Annotated in this window: 16 protein-coding genes; 12 read left to right on the forward strand and 4 right to left on the reverse strand. The window is 66.6% G+C overall.

All coding sequences use genetic code 11. The annotated features are described in order from the left end of the window. Positions 1-89: 89 nt before the first annotated feature. Entirely contained in the window at positions 90-1,556 is a 1,467-nt protein-coding gene (gene betB / locus WJ542_RS25470; RefSeq protein ID WP_411192241.1) for a betaine-aldehyde dehydrogenase, read from the reverse strand. A 31-nt stretch (positions 1,557-1,587) separates the two neighbouring features. After that, on the reverse strand, positions 1,588-2,175 hold the full coding sequence (gene betI, locus WJ542_RS25475) for a transcriptional regulator BetI (RefSeq protein ID WP_411192242.1): 588 nt from the start codon (positions 2,173-2,175) through the stop codon (positions 1,588-1,590). Positions 2,176-2,447: 272 nt separating this feature from the next. On the opposite strand from betI, the gene fdhA reads away from it, so the two are divergent. Further along, positions 2,448-3,647 (forward strand): formaldehyde dehydrogenase, glutathione-independent, encoded by a 1,200-nt coding sequence (gene fdhA / locus WJ542_RS25480; RefSeq protein WP_411192243.1) that lies wholly within the window; start codon positions 2,448-2,450, stop codon positions 3,645-3,647. Positions 3,648-3,714: 67 nt separating this feature from the next. Here the strand turns inward: fdhA and WJ542_RS25485 are convergent, their stop codons facing one another. Next, entirely contained in the window at positions 3,715-4,692 is a 978-nt protein-coding gene (locus tag WJ542_RS25485) for a GlxA family transcriptional regulator (RefSeq protein WP_411192244.1), read from the reverse strand. Here WJ542_RS25485 and WJ542_RS25490 point away from each other — a divergent pair. The 11 genes from WJ542_RS25490 to WJ542_RS25540 all read left to right on the forward strand — a co-directional run bounded on the left by WJ542_RS25490 (position 4,658) and on the right by WJ542_RS25540 (position 18,414). Further along, on the forward strand, positions 4,658-4,789 hold the full coding sequence (locus WJ542_RS25490) for a hypothetical protein (RefSeq protein ID WP_411192563.1): 132 nt from the start codon (positions 4,658-4,660) through the stop codon (positions 4,787-4,789). The two genes, WJ542_RS25485 and WJ542_RS25490, sit on opposite strands and share 35 nt — an antisense overlap. 437 nt (positions 4,790-5,226) lie before the next feature. Then, complete coding sequence (locus tag WJ542_RS25495) at positions 5,227-6,501, forward strand: serine hydroxymethyltransferase (protein ID WP_411192245.1); 1,275 nt, start codon at positions 5,227-5,229, stop codon at positions 6,499-6,501. A 51-nt stretch (positions 6,502-6,552) separates the two neighbouring features. Beyond that, positions 6,553-7,524, forward strand: a complete 972-nt coding sequence (locus WJ542_RS25500) for a dipeptidase (RefSeq protein ID WP_411192246.1) — start codon at positions 6,553-6,555, stop codon at positions 7,522-7,524. Between the two features lie 98 nt (positions 7,525-7,622). Continuing rightward, entirely contained in the window at positions 7,623-8,159 is a 537-nt protein-coding gene (locus WJ542_RS25505) for a DUF5943 domain-containing protein (protein ID WP_411192247.1), read from the forward strand. 49 nt (positions 8,160-8,208) lie between these two features. Beyond that, entirely contained in the window at positions 8,209-10,272 is a 2,064-nt protein-coding gene (locus WJ542_RS25510; RefSeq protein ID WP_411192248.1) for an oxidoreductase, read from the forward strand. 2 nt (positions 10,273-10,274) lie between these two features. Further along, on the forward strand, positions 10,275-12,215 hold the full coding sequence (locus WJ542_RS25515; RefSeq protein WP_411192249.1) for a (Fe-S)-binding protein: 1,941 nt from the start codon (positions 10,275-10,277) through the stop codon (positions 12,213-12,215). A 4-nt stretch (positions 12,216-12,219) separates the two neighbouring features. Then, positions 12,220-13,419 carry an electron transfer flavoprotein subunit alpha/FixB family protein gene (locus WJ542_RS25520; RefSeq protein WP_411192250.1) on the forward strand — a complete coding sequence of 400 codons (1,200 nt, stop codon included), beginning with the start codon at positions 12,220-12,222 and terminating at the stop codon, positions 13,417-13,419. Further along, positions 13,416-14,195: an electron transfer flavoprotein subunit beta/FixA family protein gene (locus WJ542_RS25525; protein WP_411192251.1), complete on the forward strand. Its 780-nt coding sequence runs from the start codon at positions 13,416-13,418 to the stop codon at positions 14,193-14,195. Before WJ542_RS25520 ends, WJ542_RS25525 begins: the two co-directional genes overlap by 4 nt. 52 nt (positions 14,196-14,247) lie before the next feature. Then, on the forward strand, positions 14,248-15,489 hold the full coding sequence (locus WJ542_RS25530) for an aromatic ring-hydroxylating oxygenase subunit alpha (RefSeq protein WP_411192252.1): 1,242 nt from the start codon (positions 14,248-14,250) through the stop codon (positions 15,487-15,489). A 68-nt stretch (positions 15,490-15,557) separates the two neighbouring features. Next, complete coding sequence (locus tag WJ542_RS25535; RefSeq protein ID WP_411192253.1) at positions 15,558-16,694, forward strand: FAD-binding oxidoreductase; 1,137 nt, start codon at positions 15,558-15,560, stop codon at positions 16,692-16,694. Between the two features lie 79 nt (positions 16,695-16,773). Next, complete coding sequence (locus tag WJ542_RS25540) at positions 16,774-18,414, forward strand: trimethylamine N-oxide permease (RefSeq protein ID WP_411192544.1); 1,641 nt, start codon at positions 16,774-16,776, stop codon at positions 18,412-18,414. Positions 18,415-18,486: 72 nt separating this feature from the next. Here WJ542_RS25540 and WJ542_RS25545 read toward each other — a convergent pair whose 3' ends face one another. Next, positions 18,487-19,365, reverse strand: a complete 879-nt coding sequence (locus tag WJ542_RS25545) for a formyltetrahydrofolate deformylase (protein ID WP_411192254.1) — start codon at positions 19,363-19,365, stop codon at positions 18,487-18,489. Positions 19,366-19,673 lie beyond the last annotated feature (308 nt).

A 19,673-nucleotide genomic window follows, 5' to 3' on the forward strand; every position in this document is an offset into this window, starting at 1 on the left:
GGCCCGCCGCGCCTATGATGATGGTGTTGTAGTCTTCCCTTGCCATGCCTTGCTCCTTCGCGGCGTCGGCATCGTCCGCACGTGGGCGCTCAGAACGCGGGCCGGTATGGCCCCAGCTCCACCTGAACCGACTTGAGCTGCGTGTAGTGCAGCAGCGTCGCAATGCCATTTTCGCGGCCGATGCCCGATTGCTTGTAGCCGCCCACCGGCATTTGCGCGGGCGACTCGCCCCACGTATTGATCCAGCAGATGCCCGCTTCGAGACGATGGATCACGCGATGCGCGCGGGCGAGCCGCTCCGTGACGACGCCCGCGGCGAGCCCGTAGTGCGTATCGTTCGCGCGCGCGACGACCTCGTCTTCGTCGTCGAACGTCAGGAGGCTCATGACCGGCCCGAAAATCTCGTCGCGCACGATCTTCATGTCGTCGCGACAGTCGGCGAACACGGTTGGCGGCACATAGAGGCCGCGCGCGAAATCGCCGCCGAGGCGCTCGCCGCCCGTCACGAGCCGCGCGCCTTCGCGCCGGCCGATTTCGATGTAGCCGAGCACCTTGTCGAGCTGCGCGGCGCTCGCCAGCGGGCCGAAGTTCGTGGCGGGATCGGTGGGCTGGCCCACGCGAATGCGTTGGACGCGTTCGATAACGCGCGCTTCGAACGCCGCTTGAATCGAGCGATGCACGAATACGCGCGTGCCGTTCGTGCAGACCTGGCCCGAGCTGAAGAAGTTTGCGGTCACGGCGATGTCGGCGGCGCGGTCGAGGTCGGCGTCGTCGAACACGATGAGGGGCGACTTGCCGCCCAGTTCCATCGTCACGTCCTTGAGCGAGGAGCCGCCCGCGAGCGCCATGACCTTGCGGCCCGTTTCGACGCTGCCCGTAAAGGAGATCTTCGCGATGTCCGGATGCACGCCGAGCATGGCGCCCACGCGCCCGTCGCCGTGCACGACGTTGAACACGCCGGGCGGCACGCCGGCTTCCCGATAGATCTCCGCGAGCTTCGTGGCGGTGAGCGGCGTGACCTCGCTCGGCTTGAAGACCATGGCGTTGCCCGCGGCGAGCGCGGGCGCGGACTTCCAGCAGGCGATCTGCAGCGGATAGTTCCAGGCGCCGATGCCTGCCGTCACGCCCAGCGGTTCGCGGCGCGTGTAGACGAACGAGTCGGCGCGCAGCGGGATCTGCTGGCCTTCGATGGCGGGGGCGAGGCCCGCGTAGTACTCGATCACGTCTGCGCCGGTGACGATATCCACCGTGCGCGTTTCGGCGAGCGGCTTGCCGGTGTCGAGGGTTTCGAGCCACGCGAGTTCGTTGTTGCGCGCGCGCAGCAGCTCGACGGCCCGGCGCAGGATGCGCGAACGCTCCATCGCGTCGAGCGCGGCCCAGACTCGCTGGCCTTCGCGGGCGGCGTGCACGGCGCGGTCGACGTCGGCTTCGCTCGCCTGCTGGCAGACCGCGAGCGTTTCGCCCGTGGCCGGATCGATCGTCTCGAAGGTCTCGCCGCTGGTGGCGTCGACATAGTCTCCGCCGATGTAGAGCCGTTGCAGGCCGTAGGGGGTCATCGTCAGGAATCCTTGTCTTGTGTCGCGTGAATCAGTCTCTGCCGCCTAGCAGCAGGTCGATGTACTCGTTGGCGAGGCGCAGGGCGGCTCGCGTGTCGAACACTCCTCCGGCGAGCGCGCCGCTCAGCCACAGGCCGTCGATCATCGCGGCGAGGCCGCTCGCGGCACGGCGGGCGCGGGCGCGTGGCAGCGCCCTGGTGAATTCCGCGCTGAGATTCGAGTAGAGCCGCCGGCGGTTGACGCGTTGCAGACGGCTTAGCGTGGGCTCGTGCATGCTCTGCGACCAGAACGCGAGCCATGTCTTCATGACGGGCCCGCTGACCTGCGAAACGTCGAAGTTCGCGGCGACGATCGCGCGCAGGCGCGCGCGCGGTTCGGCCTTCGCGGCCCGGCGCCGCCGCGTGGTGGCGGCCCACAGGTCGCGCAGGATGTGCCGCATCGTCGCTTCGAGCAGGCCGTCCTTGTCGCCGAAGTAGTGGCTCACGATGCCGGTCGAAATATTGGCGCGCTGCGCAACGAGAGCGAGCGTCGTGCCGGAAAGGCCCGCTTCGTCGATGGTCAGCAGCGTCGCGTCGATTAGCTGGGCGCGGCGCAGCTCGCGCATCCCGACTTTCGGCATGGTGTGTCCCCTGGGTGAGAGCGGCCAGATTAGCGGTTTTTTATTGAACGTTCAATCAACAAAAAATCGCTTTCGAAGCGTAGAACCCGGTCGTGTCGCATACGGGCAAACCGGCGTCGCGTTTTGCACATTCGGCTGGGCGGGCGGCGGGCTACCCTCGGCATGTCGGCCTGAATGCGTTTGCCGCAGGGCAGGTCGCGACGGGACGCAGGGTGGCAAGGCGCGTCGAATGCAACGTAGTTGACAACGTCAGTGGACATGGAGACGAAACGATGAGCAGCAATCGCGGTGTCGTATATGTAGGGCAGGGCAAGGTGGAGGTGCGGCCGATCGACTATCCGAAGATGGTCGATCCGCGCGGGCGCGCCATCGGCCACGGCGTGATCCTCAAGGTGGTGTCGACCAACATCTGCGGTTCGGACCAGCACATGGTGCGCGGGCGCACGACCGCCGAGGTCGGGCTCGTGCTTGGCCACGAGATCACGGGCGAGGTGATCGAAGTGGGGCGCGACGTGGAGACGCTGAGCGTCGGCGATCTGGTTTCGGTGCCGTTCAATGTCGCCTGCGGCCGCTGCCCGACCTGCAAGGAGCAGCATACGGGCGTGTGCCTGAACGTGAACCCCGCGCGAGCGGGCGGCGCTTACGGCTACGTCGACATGGGCGGCTGGATAGGCGGGCAGGCCGAGTACGTGCTGGTGCCGTACGCCGACTTCAATCTGCTGAAGTTTCCCGACCGTGATCGCGCGATGGAAAAGATCCGCGATCTCACGTGCCTTTCCGACATTCTGCCCACGGGCTATCACGGCGCCGTGATGGCGGGCGTGAAGCCCGGCGCGACGGTCTATATTGCGGGCGCCGGCCCGGTGGGCATGGCCGCCGCCGCTTCTGCCCGCCTGCTCGGCGCGGCCTGCACGATCGTCGGCGACATGAACGCCGAACGCCTGGCGCACGCGCGCGCCGTGGGCTTCGAGACCGTCGATCTTTCGCGCGATGCGACGCTCGGCGAGCAGATCGCCGCGATCCTCGGCAAGCCGGAGGTGGACTGCGCGGTGGACTGCGTGGGCTTCGAGGCGCATGGCCACGGTAGCCACGGCCAACATGAAGAGGCGCCGGCCACCGTGCTCAACTCGCTCATGGACATCACGCGCGTGGCCGGCGCGATCGGCATTCCGGGCCTGTACGTCACCGACGACCCCGGCTCGGCCGACGCGGCCGCGCGCAAGGGCAGCCTGAGCATCCGCTTCGGGCTGGGCTGGGCGAAGTCGCACTCGTTGCACACGGGCCAGACGCCGGTGATGAAGTACAACCGCAACCTCATGCAGGCGATTCTGTGGGACCGCTTGCCGATTGCCGACATCGTCAACGTGACCGTCGTGTCGCTGGACGAGGCGCCGGAAGGCTACCGGAAATTCGACGGCGGTGCACCGCGCAAATTCGTCATCGATCCGCACGGGCTGCTGAAAGCGGCATGAAGAGAGGGGCGCCATGCCCCTTGAACCTGCTGCTGTCCTGGGTTGTGCTGAGCCTGATACGACTCGATCAGGAGTGCAATGTAAGGCTATTGACAGTAGCGGGATTGACCGCATGCGCCATGGGCGCCACCTGCATGCGCCGCTCCTGCGTGGGAGCGGTGCCGAACGCGTCGCGATAGCTCTTGCTGAAATGGCAGGCCGATTGAAAGCCGCATGCCATCGTGATGTGCATGATCGACATGTCGGTCTGCAGCAGGAGTTCGCGCGCGCGGCGCAGGCGCAAGGTCAGATAGTAGTGCGTCGGGGTCATGCCGAGGTGTTCGCGAAAGAGCCGCTGCAACTGGCGCTGCGACATGTTCGCGAGCCGCGCGAGCTCTTCGCGCGAAAGCGGCTCTTCGATGTTGTTTTCCATCAGCGAGATCACCTCGAACAGCGATTTGTTCGCGGAGCCGAGGCGCGCGACGAGCGGCATGCGCTGCTGGGCGCTCGTGTCGCGCACGTGCTCGATGATGAACTGCTCGGCGATCTGCGTGACGCGCGCCGTCCCCACGCGCGGCACGATGAGATGCAGCATCATGTCGAGCGGCGCGACGCCGCCCGTGCAGGTGACGCGGTCGCGGTCGACGACGAAGAGTTCTTTCAGAAAGCGCGTATCGGGGAACTCCTCCTTCAGCGCCGACATGTTTTCCCAGTGGATCGCGCAGGCATAGCCGGCCAGCAGGCCGGCCTTCGCCAGCGCATAGGTGCCCGTGCAGAGGCTGCCGAGCGGCGTATCGGAGCGTGCGAACTGGCGCAATGCGGCCAGATGCGCCGGCTGCGTTTCGCGCTGCACGTTGATGCCGCCGCACACGAACACGATATCGGGCCGCCCCACGCATTCCACGGGGCCCGTATCCACCGAAAGCCCGTTGCTCGCGACGACGGGCCCGCCGGTCGGGCTGACGACCGACCAGCGGTAGAGCGTTTCGCCGCTCAGATAGTTGGCCATGCGCAGCACTTCGATGGCGTTCGTGAACGCGATCATCGTGAAGTTCGGCAACGGCATGAACGCAAAATGCGTCAACGAGGACGCGCGAGCCGGCGACATGATGCGGGAGGTCCTTCTGCTTTATGTGTGGGGACAGCGCGAACAGGTGCAGTGAGTGCGGTGCGCGGCTGTAGTCTCAAATTCTGCGCGTGGGTGCAACAAGCGTGCCATACGGCCAAACCCTGGCTAAACCCTGGTGCAAACCCAGGCGGGCTCGACGCGCCCGACCCTTTATGCGGAACCGGTACATCGATTGGTGCACTGCGGGTTGCACCGCGAGTGCACTGCGGCCGCGCACCCGCGCACGGTCGTGCGGCGGTTGCACGCAAACCGTGCCCGCCCGCCTTCACTTGTCGAAATTGGACGTGCATGGCGGAAATGGAAAAGAACGCGTCTGAATTCGTAAATTGACCGCTGCGGCGAAAGACAAGAATAGAGCCGTCGGTGAGGTGGTGAAACACGAGGCCAGTCGGGCGAAGCGCGCATCCGGCACAGCCACGGCGGCACTGCTTCCCATTACTAACGGACCCACGGACGCCAACGGAACCCCCCATGTCGAACGCCAACCCCTTCTTCGCGCAGTCCCTTGCAGAACGCGACGGCGCCGTGCGCCACTCCCTCCTCAAGGAACTGGAACGTCAGCAATCCCAGGTAGAGATGATCGCTTCGGAAAACATCGTCTCGCGAGCGGTGCTGGAAGCGCAGGGCAGCGTGCTGACGAACAAGTATGCGGAGGGCTATCCGGGCAAGCGCTACTACGGCGGCTGCGAATTCGCCGACGAGATCGAGGCGCTCGCGCTCTCGCGCATCAAGCAGTTGTTCGACGCGGGGTTCGCCAACGTGCAGCCGCATTCGGGCGCACAGGCCAATGGCGCCGTGATGCTGGCGCTCGCGAAGCCGGGCGATACCGTGCTCGGCATGTCGCTCGATGCGGGCGGCCACCTCACGCACGGTGCGAAGGCCGCACTCTCGGGCAAGTGGTTTAACGCCGTGCAGTACGGCGTGGACCGCGAGACGCAGCGCATCGACTACGAGCAGGTGGAGCGTCTCGCGCATGACCACAAGCCCGCGCTCATCATCGCCGGCTTCTCGGCCTATCCGCGCGAGCTGGATTTCGCACGCTTTCGCGCCATTGCAGACAGCGTGGGCGCGCGGCTCATGGTCGACATGGCGCATATTGCGGGTGTGATCGCGGCCGGCCGTCACGCGAATCCGGTTGAGCACGCGCACGTCGTCACCTCGACCACGCACAAGACGCTGCGCGGTCCGCGCGGCGGCTTCGTGCTGACCAACGACGAGGAGATCGCGAAGAAGATCAACTCGGCCGTGTTCCCCGGCCTGCAGGGCGGCCCGCTCATGCACGTGATCGCCGGCAAGGCGGTGGCGTTCGGCGAGGCGCTGCAGGACAGCTTCAAGATCTATATCGATGCCGTGCTCGCCAATGCGAAAGCGCTGGGCGAAGTGCTGACGGCGGGCGGCGTCGATCTCGTGACGGGCGGCACCGACAATCATCTGCTGCTCGTCGACCTGCGTCCGAAGGGGCTCAAGGGCAACCAGGTCGAGCAGGCGCTCGAACGCGCGGGCATCACCTGCAACAAGAACGGCATTCCGTTCGATCCCGAGAAGCCGACCGTGACTTCCGGCATACGCCTCGGCACGCCCGCGGGCACGACGCGCGGCTTCGGCGTGGCGGAGTTCCGCGAGATCGGCCGCCTGATTCTGGAGGTGTTCGACGCGTTGCGCGCGCAACCGGAAGGCGACGCGGCGACCGAACAGCGCGTGCGTCGCGAAATCTTCGCGCTCTGCGAGCGCTTCCCGATCTACTGATCGCGCGTCGAAACCGCGCGAACGACAACACGAACGAAGACGGAGTCAAGCATGAGCAACCTGCATGAGAACAGCATTGTCATCGACGGCCTGAACATCTCGAAGTTCGAGCGGCCGGTGTTCGAAGACATGAGAAAGGGCGGAGTGACCGCGGCGAACTGCACGGTCTCCGTATGGGAGAGCTTCGCGAAGACGGTGGACAACATCGCCACGATGAAGCAGATGATCCGCGATAACAGCGAGCTGCTGACACTCGTTCGGATTACCGACGATATTGCCAGGGCGAAGCGGGAAAACCGTACGGGCGTCATCCTCGGCTTCCAGAACGCGCATGCGTTCGAGGACAACCTGGGGTACATCGAAGCGTTCGCCGACATGGGCGTGCGCGTCGTGCAGCTCTGCTACAACACGCAGAACCTCGTCGGGACCGGCTGCTACGAGCGCGACGGCGGCCTTTCGGATTTCGGCCGCGAAGTGATCGCCGAAATGAACCGCGTGGGCATCATGGTCGATCTTTCGCATGTGGGCGGCAACACCTCGTCGGAGGCCATCGCATTCTCGAAGAAGCCGGTGTGCTACTCGCATTGCCTGCCCTCGGGACTCAAGGAGCACCCGCGCAACAAGTCCGACGCGCAGTTGAAGGAGATCGCCGACGCCGGCGGCTTCGTGGGCGTGACCATGTTCGCGCCGTTCCTCAAGCGCGGCATCGACGCGACCGTGGAGGACTATATCGAGGCCATCGGCTACGTGGTCAATCTGATCGGCGAAGACTCGGTGGGCATCGGCACGGACTTCACCCAGGGCTACAGCGTCGACTTCTTCGACTGGCTCACGCACGACAAGGGCCGCTATCGCCGCCTCACGAACTTCGGCAAGGTCGTGAACCCGGAAGGCATTCGCACCATCGGCGAGTTTCCGAATCTCACGCGCGCGATGGAGCGTGCCGGCTGGAGCGAGACGCGCATCCGCAAGATCATGGGCGAAAACTGGGTCCGCGTGTTCCGTGACGTGTGGGGCGCCTGAGCGCTCCCCTCTTTTTCACTCGACGGCCTGAAAACAAGGTGCCGCCGGCGTGCTCCGCCACGCCGGCGCAGGCATCGCTCACCCTACGGAGTCCCCGCATGCAACCGCAACTGCCCATCGACGTCGATGCCGAAACCGGTGTCTGGAAGACCGACGCCCTGCCGATGCTCTACGTGCCCCGGCATTTCTTCACGAACAACCACACGGCCGTGGAGGAAGCGCTCGGGCGCGAAGCCTACGCCGAAATTCTGTACCGGGCCGGCTACAAGTCCGCGTACCACTGGTGCGAGAAGGAAGCAAAGCAGCACGGCCTCACCGGCATGGCCGTGTTCGAGCATTACCTGAAGCGCCTCTCGCAGCGCGGCTGGGGCCTCTTCAGGATCGTCGAGGCCGACCCGGCCGCGTCCCGCGCCACGATCGAACTGCGGCACTCGTCGTTCGTGCTCGCACAGCCCGGCAAGGAAGGCAAGCTCTGCTACATGTTTTCCGGCTGGTTCGCGGGAGCGATGGACTGGGTGAACGATACGGCGGCCGGAAGCGCCGCCGCGGCGCCGCGCGCACAGTCGCGCGAAGTGCAGTGCGCGGCCGAGCACCACGCGTGCTGCCTGTTCGAAGTCTCGCCGATCGCGCACTGAGGCAGACGAGCCGTTTTTTCAACTGTATTTCGCGCAAGAGGCGCCCGCGATGCGTTATCCCAATCTGTTCAAGCCCATGACGCTGAATCAGCTAACCCTGCGTAACCGCATTGTCAGCACCGCGCATGCCGAGGTCTACGCCGAGCCGGGCGGGCTGCCCGGCGATCGCTATATCCGCTACTACGAGGAGAAGGCGAAGGGCGGCGTGGGCCTTGCCGTGTGCGGCGGCTCGAGCCCGGTGTCGATCGACAGCCCGCAAGGCTGGTGGAAGTCGGTCAACCTCGCGACGGACAAGGTGATCGATCCGCTCGCGCGCCTCGCCGAAGCCATGCATCGTCACGGCGCGAAGATCATGATCCAGGCAACGCACATGGGCCGCCGCACGGCCTTCCACGGCGAGCACTGGCCGCATCTGGTGTCGCCCTCGGGCGTGCGCGAGCCCGTACACCGCGGCAACGCCAAGATCATCGAGGTCGAGGAAATTCGCCGCATCATCGGCGACTTTGCGGCTGCGGCGAAGCGCGTGAAGGACGCGGGCATGGACGGCATCGAAATTTCGGCTGCGCACCAGCATCTGATCGACCAGTTCTGGAGCCCCCGCACGAATCATCGCACCGACGAATGGGGCGGCAGCCTGCAGAACCGGCTGCGCTTCGGCGTGGAGGTGCTCAACGCCGTGCGCGAAGCGGTGGGCCGCGACTTCTGTGTCGGCCTGCGCATGTGCGGCGACGAGTTTCACGAGGACGGGCTCGATCACGAGCAGTTGAAGGAGATCGCCCACGCGATGGCGGAGACGGGCCTGATCGATTACGTCGGCGTGATCGGATCGGGCGCGGATACGCACAACACGCTGGCGAACTGCATGCCGCCGATGGCGCTGCCGCCCGAGCCGTTCGTGCATCTCGCGGCCGGCATCAAGTCGGTGGTCAAGCTGCCGGTCATGCATGCGCAGAGCATTCGCGACGCGGGCCAGGCCGAGCGCCTGCTCGCGAGCGGCATGATCGACCTCGTGGGCATGACGCGCGCGCAGATCGCCGACCCGCATATGGTCATCAAGATCCGCGACGGCCGCGAGGACGAGATCAAGCAGTGCGTGGGCGCGAACTACTGCATCGACCGCCAGTACAACGGCCTCGACGTGCTGTGCGTGCAGAACGCGGCCACCTCGCGCGAAGCGACGATGCCGCACGTGATCGAGAAGTCGCGCGGTCCGCGCCGCAAGGTAGTCGTGGTGGGCGCGGGGCCGGCGGGGCTCGAAGCGGCGCGCGTGGCGCGCTCGCGCGGCCACGACGTCGTGCTGTTCGAGAAGTCGGACGCCGTGGGCGGCCAGATCCTGCTGGCGGCGAGGGCGCCGCAGCGCGAGCAGATGGCCGGCATCGTGCGCTGGTTCGACATGGAAACGAAGCGCCTTGGCGTGGACCGGCGCCTTGGCGTGGCAGCCGACGAGAAGACGATTCTCGCGGAAAAACCCGACATCGTCGTGCTCGCCACGGGCGGCAGCAGCTTTACGCAGCAGGTGCCGGACTGGGGCGTGGAAGCGGGGCTCGCGGTGAGCTCGTGGGACATTCTTTCGGGGCGTGTCGAGCCGGGGCAGAACGTGCTGGTCTACGACGGCGTGAGCACGCATGCGGGCGCCGGGGTGGCGGATTTCATTTCGAGCCGCGGCTCGAAAGTGGAGATCGTGACGCCGGACGTCAAGGTGGCCGACGACGTGGGCGGCACGACTTTCCCCATCTTCTATCGCCGGCTCTACGCGCAGGGCGTGATTCACACGCCGAACTACTGGCTCGACCGTGTTTATGAAGAAGGCGGCAAGAAGATCGCGGTGCTGCGCAACGAGTACACCGAGGAACAGGAAGAACGGGCCGTCGATCAGGTCGTGATCGAAAACGGCGTGACGCCGAACGACGCGCTGTACTGGTCGCTGAAGCCGGAGTCGGTGAACCGCGGGCAGGTGGACGTGCAGCGGCTTTTCGCGGCCGAGCCGCAGCCGTGGCTTGCCGAAACGCTCGGTAACGGACGATTCCTGCTGTTCCGCGTGGGCGACTGCATCTCCATGCACAACATTCACGGCGCCATTTACGATGCGCTGCGTCTTTGCAAGGACTTCTGACGATGAACCCGGCGCTCCTCATTACCGCATTGCTTTGGGCATCGGTGGCCGGTCTCGCCTTTGCGCTCGCGAAGCGCGCCGCCTACTGGCGGCTCGGCCGGGTGACTGCGGACAGCCGCTTCGGCTGGACGAATCTGTTCGCCATCCCGAAGCGGTATTTCGTGGACCTGCACCATGTGGTGGCCCGCGATCCGTACATTGCGAAGACGCACGTTGCCACGGCGGGCGGGGCGATTGCCGCGTTCGGCCTCGTGTTCGTCAACTACGGACTGGCGATCTATTCGCCGTGGCTCGAACGGCTGATCTTTCTCGCCGCGCTCGTGATGCTTGTGGGCACGGTGTTCGTCTGGCGGCGCCGTCACGGCACGCAGGCAGTGCCGGCGCGCCTCTCGCGCGGGCCGTGGGACACGCTGCCGTGGCTGCTGGGCTCGTTCGCGCTGGGGCTGCTGCTCTATGTCGCCGTGCCGGCCTCGGCCCTGTCCGGCGGCCTCGCGGTACTGTTCGCAGTGCTGATCGCGGCCGGCGCGCTTGCCATGACGCTCGGTGCGGCACGCGGCGGCCCGATGAAGCATGCGCTCGCCGGCTTGCTGCATCTGGCGTTTCACCCGCGCCAGGCCCGCTTTGCCGCTCATGCCGCTACCGGTGGCGGTGCGACTCAACGGCACGAAGCGGCGGTGCCGCCCACCGCGCTCAAGCCCGTCGATCTCGAGCAGAACGAATACGGCGTAGGCAAACCCGTCGAATTCCGCTGGAACCAGCTCCTGAGCTTCGACGCCTGCGTGCAGTGCGGCAAGTGCGAAGCCGCATGTCCGGCCTTCGCCGCCGGCCAGCCGCTGAACCCGAAGAAGCTGATTCAGGACCTCGTGACCGGCATGGTGGGCGGTACGGACAGCGCCTATAGCGGCAGCCCGACGCCGGGCATCGAGGTGGGCCGGCACGGCGGCAAGCCGCAACTGCCGATCGTCTCCAGCCTGATCGAGGCGCAGACGCTGTGGTCCTGCACGACCTGCCGCGCCTGCGTGCACGAATGCCCCATGCTGATCGAGCATGTCGATGCGATCGTCGACATGCGCCGCAACCAGACGCTCGTGCACGGCAGCGTGCCGGGCAAGGGGCCGGAGGTGCTCGCGAACCTGCGCGAGACGGGCACGGCGGGCGGCTACGACAAGGCCGCGCGCTACGACTGGGCGGTCGATCTCGACGCACCCGTCGCGCAGCCTGGCCAGGCCGTGGACGTCCTGCTCGTGGCCGGAGAGGGCGCATTCGACATGCGCTACCAGCGCACGCTGCGCGCGCTCGTGAAGGTGCTCAACAAGGCGGGCGTGAACTACGCGGTGCTCGGCGGCCAGGAAACCGATACGGGCGACGTGGCGCGCCGCCTCGGCGACGAAGCGACGTTCCAGCAGATGGCGAAGCAGCTCGTCGGCACGCTGTCGGGCTTGCGCTTCACGCGCATCGTCACGGCAGACCCGCATGTGATGCATAGCCTGCGCAACGAATACCGGGCGCTCGGCGCGCGCTTCGAGGTGCTGCACCACACCACGTTCCTCGCGGAGCTCGTCGCGAGCGGCAAGCTCGCGCCCGGCGTGCTCGACGCGTGGCGCGACCGCACGCTCACGTATCACGACCCGTGCTACCTCGGCCGCTACAACGGCGAAACGGAAGCGCCGCGCAAGCTGCTGCGGACCATCGGCATCAAGGTCGTCGAAATGGAGCGGCATGGGCAGCGGGGCCGCTGCTGCGGGGGCGGAGGCGGCGCGCCGCTGACCGACATTCCCGGCAAGCAGCGCATTCCCGACATCCGCATGGCCGACGCGCGCGCCGTCGGCGCGGACACGGTCGCGGTGGGTTGCCCCAACTGCACGGCCATGCTGGAAGGCGTGGTCGGGCCGCGTCCCGAAGTGCTCGACGTGGCCGAACTCGTTGCCGCGGCGCTGGAGTGAAACGATGACTACGACACTCAAACGTATCGATCCGCGCCGGCCCTTCACGATCACGGCGGCAGGGCTGCGCCGGATCACGCTTGGCGCGGCGGACGAGACGCACGCTTTGCACGATGAAGCCGCGCAGTTCGCTGCGGCCATGCCAACGGCGCATGGCGCAAGCACGAAGCCGCGCCGCACGATGCAGGCGGCGCAGCGCACGCTGCTCGTGGCCGCCCACAGCGACCGTGGGGCGCTCGACGAGCATGCCCGCCAGACCCTCGCGGCCGCCGCCCTGATCGCAGGCGCCGCCACGCAGGTCGTGCTCGTGGTGTTCGGCGCCTTTCACGACGACGGCGGCGCGCTGGGCGCGGACAAGATCATCGAGCTGGCCTCGTTCGGCAGCCGCGCGTTCGCACCCGAACGCGAGGTGCAGGCGCTGGCGGCCTGCGTAGCGCGTTTCGCGCCCGACCACGTGCTGCTTCCCGACAACGCCTACGGCGACGGCGACCTGGGCCGGCGCTATGCCGCGCTGGCCGGCGCGAGCGCCGCGACGAACGTGGTGCAGATCGACGCCGCGCAAGTGGGCGCCTATGTGCATGCCAGGCGGTCGCTGGCCATGCGTGCGCTGCCGGGAGTCGTGTTGCTCGCACCGGGCGCCGTGGACCCGCGCCTGCCGTTCGTCGGCGCGGGCGAGCGGATCGCGGCGGATATCGGCGAACCCCTCGACGCCGCCGATGCCGCCGATAGCCGCTACGCCGATCGGGGTATTGAGGCCGTCGACGCCGCGCGAGTCGCGCTGGAAGAAGCCGATTTCATCGTCTCGGCGGGCAACGGCGTGAGCGACGTGGCCGCGTTCGGCCAGTTGGCCGAGGCGTTCGGCGCGGCGGTGGGGGCGAGCCGCGTTGCCGTGGACAACGGTCTCTTCCGGCGAGACCAGCAGATAGGCGCGACGGGCAAGACCGTGGAGGCGAGCGTCTACGTGGCATTCGGGATTTCGGGGGCGGTCCAGCATCTGCAGGGCATCAAGGACTGCCGGCACGTGATCGCGGTGAACCTCGACGCGAGCGCGCCGATCGTCAAGCGCGCCAACCTGACCATCGTGGGCGATACGCAGTCGACCATCGCCTCGCTGATCGACGAGATCGGCCGCGCGCGCGAGGCGGCGTCGCATCCTCGGGATGCCGCAAGACTCAATCAGGAAACCGAAGGAGTGCCGGCATGAACGGAAAGCTGGAGAAGATCGCCGTGCTGGTCTCCGCGGGGCGGCACCCCGTGAGCGGCGTGGCGCGTTACAGCCGCAACGACGCAGCCGCGCTGGAGATCGGCCGCGCGCTCGCGGCGCGGCACGGCGCGCGCTGCGACGTGGTGCACGCCGGCGACGCCGCGAATCCGGCGCTCGCGGAATATCTGGCGCTGGGGGCCGCGCGCGTCGAAGTGCTCGCTTGCGAGGATACGGACGACATCGCCGCCGTGCTGGCATCGCGCGTTTCCGGCTACGACCTCGTGCTCACCGGCACGCGTGCGGAAGGCGCGTTCGACAGCGGCATGCTGCCTTATCGGCTGGCTCACCGGCTGGGTTATCCGCTCGTGAATGCGGCGGTTGAGGTCACCGCGGAGGCGGGGCGCGCAGCGGTGCGCCAATTCATGCCCAAGGGCGTGCGCCGCGCGGTGGACGTGGCGCTGCCCGCCGTCGTGGCGATTCATCCGCTTGCTGCCGCCACGGCGCGCTACGCCTACGCGCGCCTGCGCAGCGGCGCAATCGAGACCCGCGAAACAGCCGCTGCGCCCTGCGCCGAAGCCGCGCAATGGGCGCTGGCCCCGGCCACGCGCCGGCCGGTGCGCCTCGCGGCGGCGGAGAAGCGTTCCGGCCATCAGCGCATGCTTTCGGCCACCACGACGGAAAGTCGTGGCGGCCGCGTCGTAATTGATGGAACTTCGGTCGAAAAAGCACAAGTGATACTTGCCTATTTGCGCGAGCATCAACTCATTGATTATTGAATTTGCGCCGTCCAGGCCTGGCCTGGCGGCACAGCCCCACCCTGGAGCACACATGAAAGTTTCGGCAGACATCCGCGCGCTCGTCGACCGCCGCAAGAAGGGCTACAGCCTCGAGGCGCCGTTTTATGTGAGCGATGAAATCTTTGCCCTCGATATGGAGGCGATTTTCCGCAAGCACTGGATCCAGGTGGCTGTGGAGCCGGACATTCCCGAGCCGGGCGACTACGTCACGGTGGAGCTGGGCAGCGATTCGATCCTGATCGTGCGCGACGACGACGGCGTGGTGCGGGCATTCCACAATGTCTGCCGGCATCGCGGCGCGCGGCTGTGCAACGAAGAGAAGGGCGCCGTCGGCAATATCGTCTGCCCCTATCATAGCTGGACCTATAGCCTCACGGGCGAGCTGCGTTTCGCCGAGCACATGGGCGACCAGTTCGACCGCTGCAAGCACAGCCTGAAGACCGTCCACGTGGAGAGCCTGGGCGGGCTCATCTTCATTTGCCTCGCACCCACGCCGCCCGTCGACTTCGCCGTGATGCGCGCCGCGATGGAGCCCTATCTGCTGCCGCACGACATGGCGAACTGCAAGGTGGCCGCCTCGATCGACATCATCGAGAAAGGCAACTGGAAGCTGACGATGGAAAACAATCGGGAGTGCTATCACTGCGTGGCGAACCATCCCGAGCTGACCATCTCGCTCTACGAGTACGGCTTCGGCTACCAGCCGAGCGCCGCCAACGCGGAAGGCATGGCGGCCTTTGAGCGGACCTGCGAGGAACGCGCGCAGCAGTGGGAAACCCTGAGCCTGCCGTCGGTCGAAGTGGACCGCCTGCTGGACGTCACGGGCTTTCGCACGCAGCGCCTGCCGCTCGACCGCAGCGGCGAGTCGCAGACGCTCGACGCGAAGATCGCCTCGAAGAAGCTGCTGGGCGAGTTTCGCCAGGCCGATCTGGGCGGCCTGTCGTTCTGGACCCAGCCCAACTCCTGGCACCATTTCATGAGCGACCACGTCGTGACCTTCTCGGTCATTCCGCTTTCCGCCGGGGAGACGCTCGTGCGCACGAAATGGCTCGTGCACAAGGATGCGCAGGAAGGCGTGGACTACGACGTGAACAACCTCACGGCGGTCTGGCGCGCGACCAACGACCAGGACCGGGCGCTCGTCGAATACTCGCAGAGCGGTGCGCAAAGCAGTGCTTACGAACCGGGCCCATATTCGCCGTACACCGAGGGCCTCGTCGAGAAGTTCTGCGACTGGTACGTGGCGCGGCTTGCCGAGCAGATCGAGGCCTGAACGTACGCGCCGTACATACGTTCTTGACGGACCTATCACCGACTGCCGGAGAGCAGCTGGAGGACACCATGATGCGGGATGCGGCAACCTTCGAGCCGCTCGAGGGGCGGCTTACGAAGCCGGAATTCTGGAGCGCGCTGCCGGCGCGCTGGACGAGCGACGTCGAGGAGACGCTCGAGTGCTGCCAGGTGCGCGACGAGACCCACGACGTGAAGAGCTTTTTCTTTCGCTCTCCGCAAGGCCGGGCGTTCGCGTTCGAACCGGGGCAGTTCATCACGCTCGAACTCGAGATAGACGGCGAGACCGTGAACCGCTGCTACACGATCTCCTCGTCGCCCACGCGCCCCCACACGCTCTCGATCACGGTCAAGCGCGTGCCGGGCGGCGTGGTTTCGAACTGGCTGCACGACCATCTGCGCGAAGGGGCGCACGTGCGCGTACTGGGACCCTCGGGCGAGTTTACGTGTGCGCGCCATCCGGCGGCCAAGTACCTGTTCCTCTCGGCCGGCTCGGGCATTACGCCCCTCATGTCGATGAGCCGCGCGCACCACGAGCTGAGCGAGGACCGCGACATCGTGTTCGTGCATAGCGCACGCACGCCCGGCGACATCATCTTCGCGCGCGAGCTCGACCTGATGGCGGCGAACCAGCAACGGTTCCGCACCTCGTATGTGTGCGAGCGCTTGGGGGCGAACACGAACTGGCCCGGCGTCACGGGTTTTCTGAGCCTGCCGCTGCTGCGCCTTATCGCGCCGGACTTCATGGAGCGCGAGATCTTCACCTGCGGGCCCGCGCCGTACATGAAGGCGGTGCGCGATCTGCTCGACGAAGCGGGCTTCGACCGGGCACGCTATCACGAAGAGAGTTTCTCGTTCGAGACGCTCGCCGATGCGCCGGCAGACACGCAAGAGGCCGTGCAGGAGGCCGCCGGCGCCGAGGAACAAGACTTCGCCGTGAGCTTCGCGCGCAGCCATCGCGAGATCCGCTGCACGGCGGGGCAGTCGGTGCTCGAAGCGGCCCGCGCGGCGGGCGTGCGGCTGCCCGCCTCGTGTACGCAGGGGATGTGCGGCACCTGCAAGGTCAAGCTGGTATCCGGCCAGGTGCAGATGCAGCATAACGGCGGCATACGCCAGAGGGAAATTGACCAGGGTATGGTGCTGCTATGCTGCAGCAAGCCGCTCACCGATCTGGTCGTCGACAAGTAGCGGCGCGCCGTGGGGCGAATATCAGGTCGGACGAATCGAACATGGCTGGAGACACCCGATGGAACATGCAGGACCGGGCATGCGCAACATCGAAGGGACATTGGAAGGTGGCGTTGGACACGATGAAAATCACACGCTGCAGCGTGGCCTGAGCTGGAAGGACGCGTTCTGGGTCACGAGCGGCGTGCCGGGCGGCGTGCTGTTCACGATCGGCTGCGTATCGGCCACCGTTGGCCAGCCCGCGTGGGCGATCTGGGTCGCCGCGGTCCTGATGGGCCTGATCCAGAGCGCGACCTATGCGGAAATCTCCGGGCTCTTTCCGCACAAGTCGGGCGGGGCCTCCGTTTACGGCGCGATGGCGTGGGTGCGCTACAGCAAGCTCATCGCGCCGGTTTCCGTGTGGTGCAACTGGCTTGCCTGGTCGCCCATGCTCGCGCTCGGCACCGGGCTTGCCGCGAGCTACATGCTCACGAGCCTCTTCGCGCCTGACGCCGCGATCAACACCTGGCAACTGACCCTCGTCGATCTCGGCTTCGTCAAGCACGGTCTCTCGTTGCGCATCAACGCGACCTTCCTCGTCGCCGCGGCATTTCTGCTCGTGACGTTCCGCCTGCAGCACGGCGGCGCGTCGAAGGCCGCGCGCACGCAGCGCATTCTGGGCATCGCTTCGCTCGCGCCGCTCGTGATTGTCGGCGTGGTGCCGTTCGTGACGGGCGACGTGCCCGCCGCTCATCTGTGGCCGCTGATGCCGCTCGGCCACGACGCCCAGGGCGCGGTGACGGCCGCGGTGTCCGGCAAATGGAACGGCAGCGGCATCACGATGGCGTTCGGCGCGATGTTTCTCGCGGGCTGGGCCGCGTACGGCTTCGAAACCGCGGTCTGCTATACGCGCGAGTTCCGCAACCCGCGGCGCGATACGGCGCGGGCCATCTTCTGGTCGGGCCTCTTGTGTCTGTTCGTAATGACGCTCGTGCCGCTCGCATTCCAGGGCGTGCTCGGCACGGCGGGGATGCTCGATCCGAAGATCGTGGACGGCACGGGCGTGGGCGAGGCGATGGCGCGCATGGTGGGCGGCAGCGGCCTCGTGGTGAATCTGCTGGTCGTCATGCTCGTGCTCACCATCCTGCTCATCGTGATGACCTCGATGATGGGCTCGTCGCGCACGCTCTACCAGGCCTCGGCCGACGGGTGGCTGCCGCGCTACCTTTCGCACGTGAACGAGCACGGCGCGCCCACGCGCGCGATGTGGACCGACCTCGGGTTCAATCTGATCCTGTTGCTGATGTCCGACTACATGACGGTGCTGGCCATCTCGAACGTCTGCTACATGATCTTCGTATTCCTGAATCTCCAGTCGGGCTGGATTCATCGCATGGATCGCCCCAGGGCGGAGCGGCCGTTCCGCTGTCCGACCTGGCTGCTCGCGGCGGGCGCGCTGTGCGGCTACCTCGATCTCGCGTTCATTGGCGCAGGCGCGGATTTGCAGGGCATCGGCACGATGCGCAACGGCCTGATCGCGATGCTGCTGATCGTGCCGGTGTTCCTGTACCGCCACTTCTGGCAGGACCGTGGCCGCTTTCCCGCACGCATGGCGCAGGACATGGCGCTGCAGGACGAGGCGCACAACACCGGCATCCGGCGCTGGCTGCCGTATGGCGCGCTCGTGCTCGCGGTCCTGGTGGTCTGGCTTTCGCATCACCTGGCGAAGCCGTACTTCTGATTCTTTCGTTCTGCCACTGGTCAAGGCGAGGCTCGCCATCGCGGCCTCGCCGGCTGTCTTTGCAGCCTCTACTCACAGCACGACAGTCCGCTCGCCGTTGATGAACACGCGGCGCTCCACGAACGCCTTGACGGCTCGCGCGAGCGTCACGCATTCCACGTCGCGTCCCACGGCCAGGAGCCGCTCCGGGCCCAGCGAATGGTCCACGCGCTGCACCTCCTGCTCGATGATGGGGCCTTCGTCGAGATCGTCGGTGACGAAATGCGCCGTTGCCCCGATCAGCTTGACGCCGCGCGCATGCGCCTGGTGATAGGGGCGTGCGCCCTTGAAGCCCGGCAGGAACGAGTGGTGGATGTTGATCGCGCGCCCCGCGAGCCGGCGGCTCGTTGCATCGGAAAGGATCTGCATGTAGCGCGCGAGAATCAGCAGTTCCGCGCCGCTCGATTCGAACAGTTCGAGCACGCGCGCTTCCTGCTGCGCCCGCGTCTCGGGCGTCACGGGCAAGTGGTGAAACGCAAGCCCGTGTTGCCGCGCGAGCGGTTCGAAGTCGGCATGGTTCGACGCGACGCCCACGATGTCCATCTGCAGCTCGCCCATGCGCCAGCGAAACAGCAGGTCGGCGAGGCAGTGTTCGAGCCGCGAAACCATGATCAGCACCTTGGGGCGCACCGCTACGTCGTGTATGGCCCAGGTCATGCCGAAGTCGCGCGCGATGGGCTGAAAACCGTCGCGCAGCGCGGCGAGATCGAGCGCGGCGGGGCCTGCGTCCGTGACTTCGTGAAAGACGCAGCGCACGAAAAAGCGCGAGCTGATGTCGTCGTCGAAGACCGTGAGTTCGTCGATGTAGCAATGGCGCTTGTCGAGGTAGCCGACGACGGCGGCCACCTGGCCTGCCGCGCTCGGACAGGACAGCGTCAGAACATAAGGATGGGGACGAACGGTTGCGGGCATGCGGATTCTCCGGATGTCGAAAGAAAGGCCTCGTGCGCGGCACCGGTTTTGCGCGGCGCGAGTGCACGGGCGGTGGCGCGAGTACACCGTATTTCCTTCGGGCTGCATAGAATCGGCGCGCCGTATCGCCGGTATCGGCACGCCAACCGGAGTGCCGGGCGGAGCGCCCGAACGGCGGCACGGCGCGAGATGGACGCCGTTGTCGCAAACCGACCAATCCGTGTCGTCTTTGATGGCGTTACCCGAAATATGGGCAGTTACTGTGCATACCACGGCGGCGCGTTGCGGGCGCCGCCGGCACAGGCCAG

The organism is Paraburkholderia yinzeri (genome assembly GCF_046581065.1).
Lineage (GTDB): Bacteria > Pseudomonadota > Gammaproteobacteria > Burkholderiales > Burkholderiaceae > Paraburkholderia.

What these genes read in the sequence shown, in the direction of transcription:
- WJ542_RS25535 (WP_411192253.1), top strand. Translation starts at nt 15,558, where the DNA reads ATGATGCGGGATGCGGCAACCTTCGAGCCGCTCGAGGGGCGGCTTACG.
- betI (WP_411192242.1), bottom strand. Translation starts at nt 2,175, where the DNA reads ATGCCGAAAGTCGGGATGCGCGAGCTGCGCCGCGCCCAGCTAATCGAC.
- fdhA (WP_411192243.1), top strand. Translation starts at nt 2,448, where the DNA reads ATGAGCAGCAATCGCGGTGTCGTATATGTAGGGCAGGGCAAGGTGGAG.
- WJ542_RS25485 (WP_411192244.1), bottom strand. Translation starts at nt 4,692, where the DNA reads ATGCCGTTGCCGAACTTCACGATGATCGCGTTCACGAACGCCATCGAA.
- WJ542_RS25515 (WP_411192249.1), top strand. Translation starts at nt 10,275, where the DNA reads ATGAACCCGGCGCTCCTCATTACCGCATTGCTTTGGGCATCGGTGGCC.
- WJ542_RS25545 (WP_411192254.1), bottom strand. Translation starts at nt 19,365, where the DNA reads ATGCCCGCAACCGTTCGTCCCCATCCTTATGTTCTGACGCTGTCCTGT.
- WJ542_RS25510 (WP_411192248.1), top strand. Translation starts at nt 8,209, where the DNA reads ATGCGTTATCCCAATCTGTTCAAGCCCATGACGCTGAATCAGCTAACC.
- WJ542_RS25520 (WP_411192250.1), top strand. Translation starts at nt 12,220, where the DNA reads ATGACTACGACACTCAAACGTATCGATCCGCGCCGGCCCTTCACGATC.
- WJ542_RS25495 (WP_411192245.1), top strand. Translation starts at nt 5,227, where the DNA reads ATGTCGAACGCCAACCCCTTCTTCGCGCAGTCCCTTGCAGAACGCGAC.
- WJ542_RS25500 (WP_411192246.1), top strand. Translation starts at nt 6,553, where the DNA reads ATGAGCAACCTGCATGAGAACAGCATTGTCATCGACGGCCTGAACATC.
- WJ542_RS25505 (WP_411192247.1), top strand. Translation starts at nt 7,623, where the DNA reads ATGCAACCGCAACTGCCCATCGACGTCGATGCCGAAACCGGTGTCTGG.
- WJ542_RS25540 (WP_411192544.1), top strand. Translation starts at nt 16,774, where the DNA reads ATGCGCAACATCGAAGGGACATTGGAAGGTGGCGTTGGACACGATGAA.
- WJ542_RS25530 (WP_411192252.1), top strand. Translation starts at nt 14,248, where the DNA reads ATGAAAGTTTCGGCAGACATCCGCGCGCTCGTCGACCGCCGCAAGAAG.
- betB (WP_411192241.1), bottom strand. Translation starts at nt 1,556, where the DNA reads ATGACCCCCTACGGCCTGCAACGGCTCTACATCGGCGGAGACTATGTC.
- WJ542_RS25525 (WP_411192251.1), top strand. Translation starts at nt 13,416, where the DNA reads ATGAACGGAAAGCTGGAGAAGATCGCCGTGCTGGTCTCCGCGGGGCGG.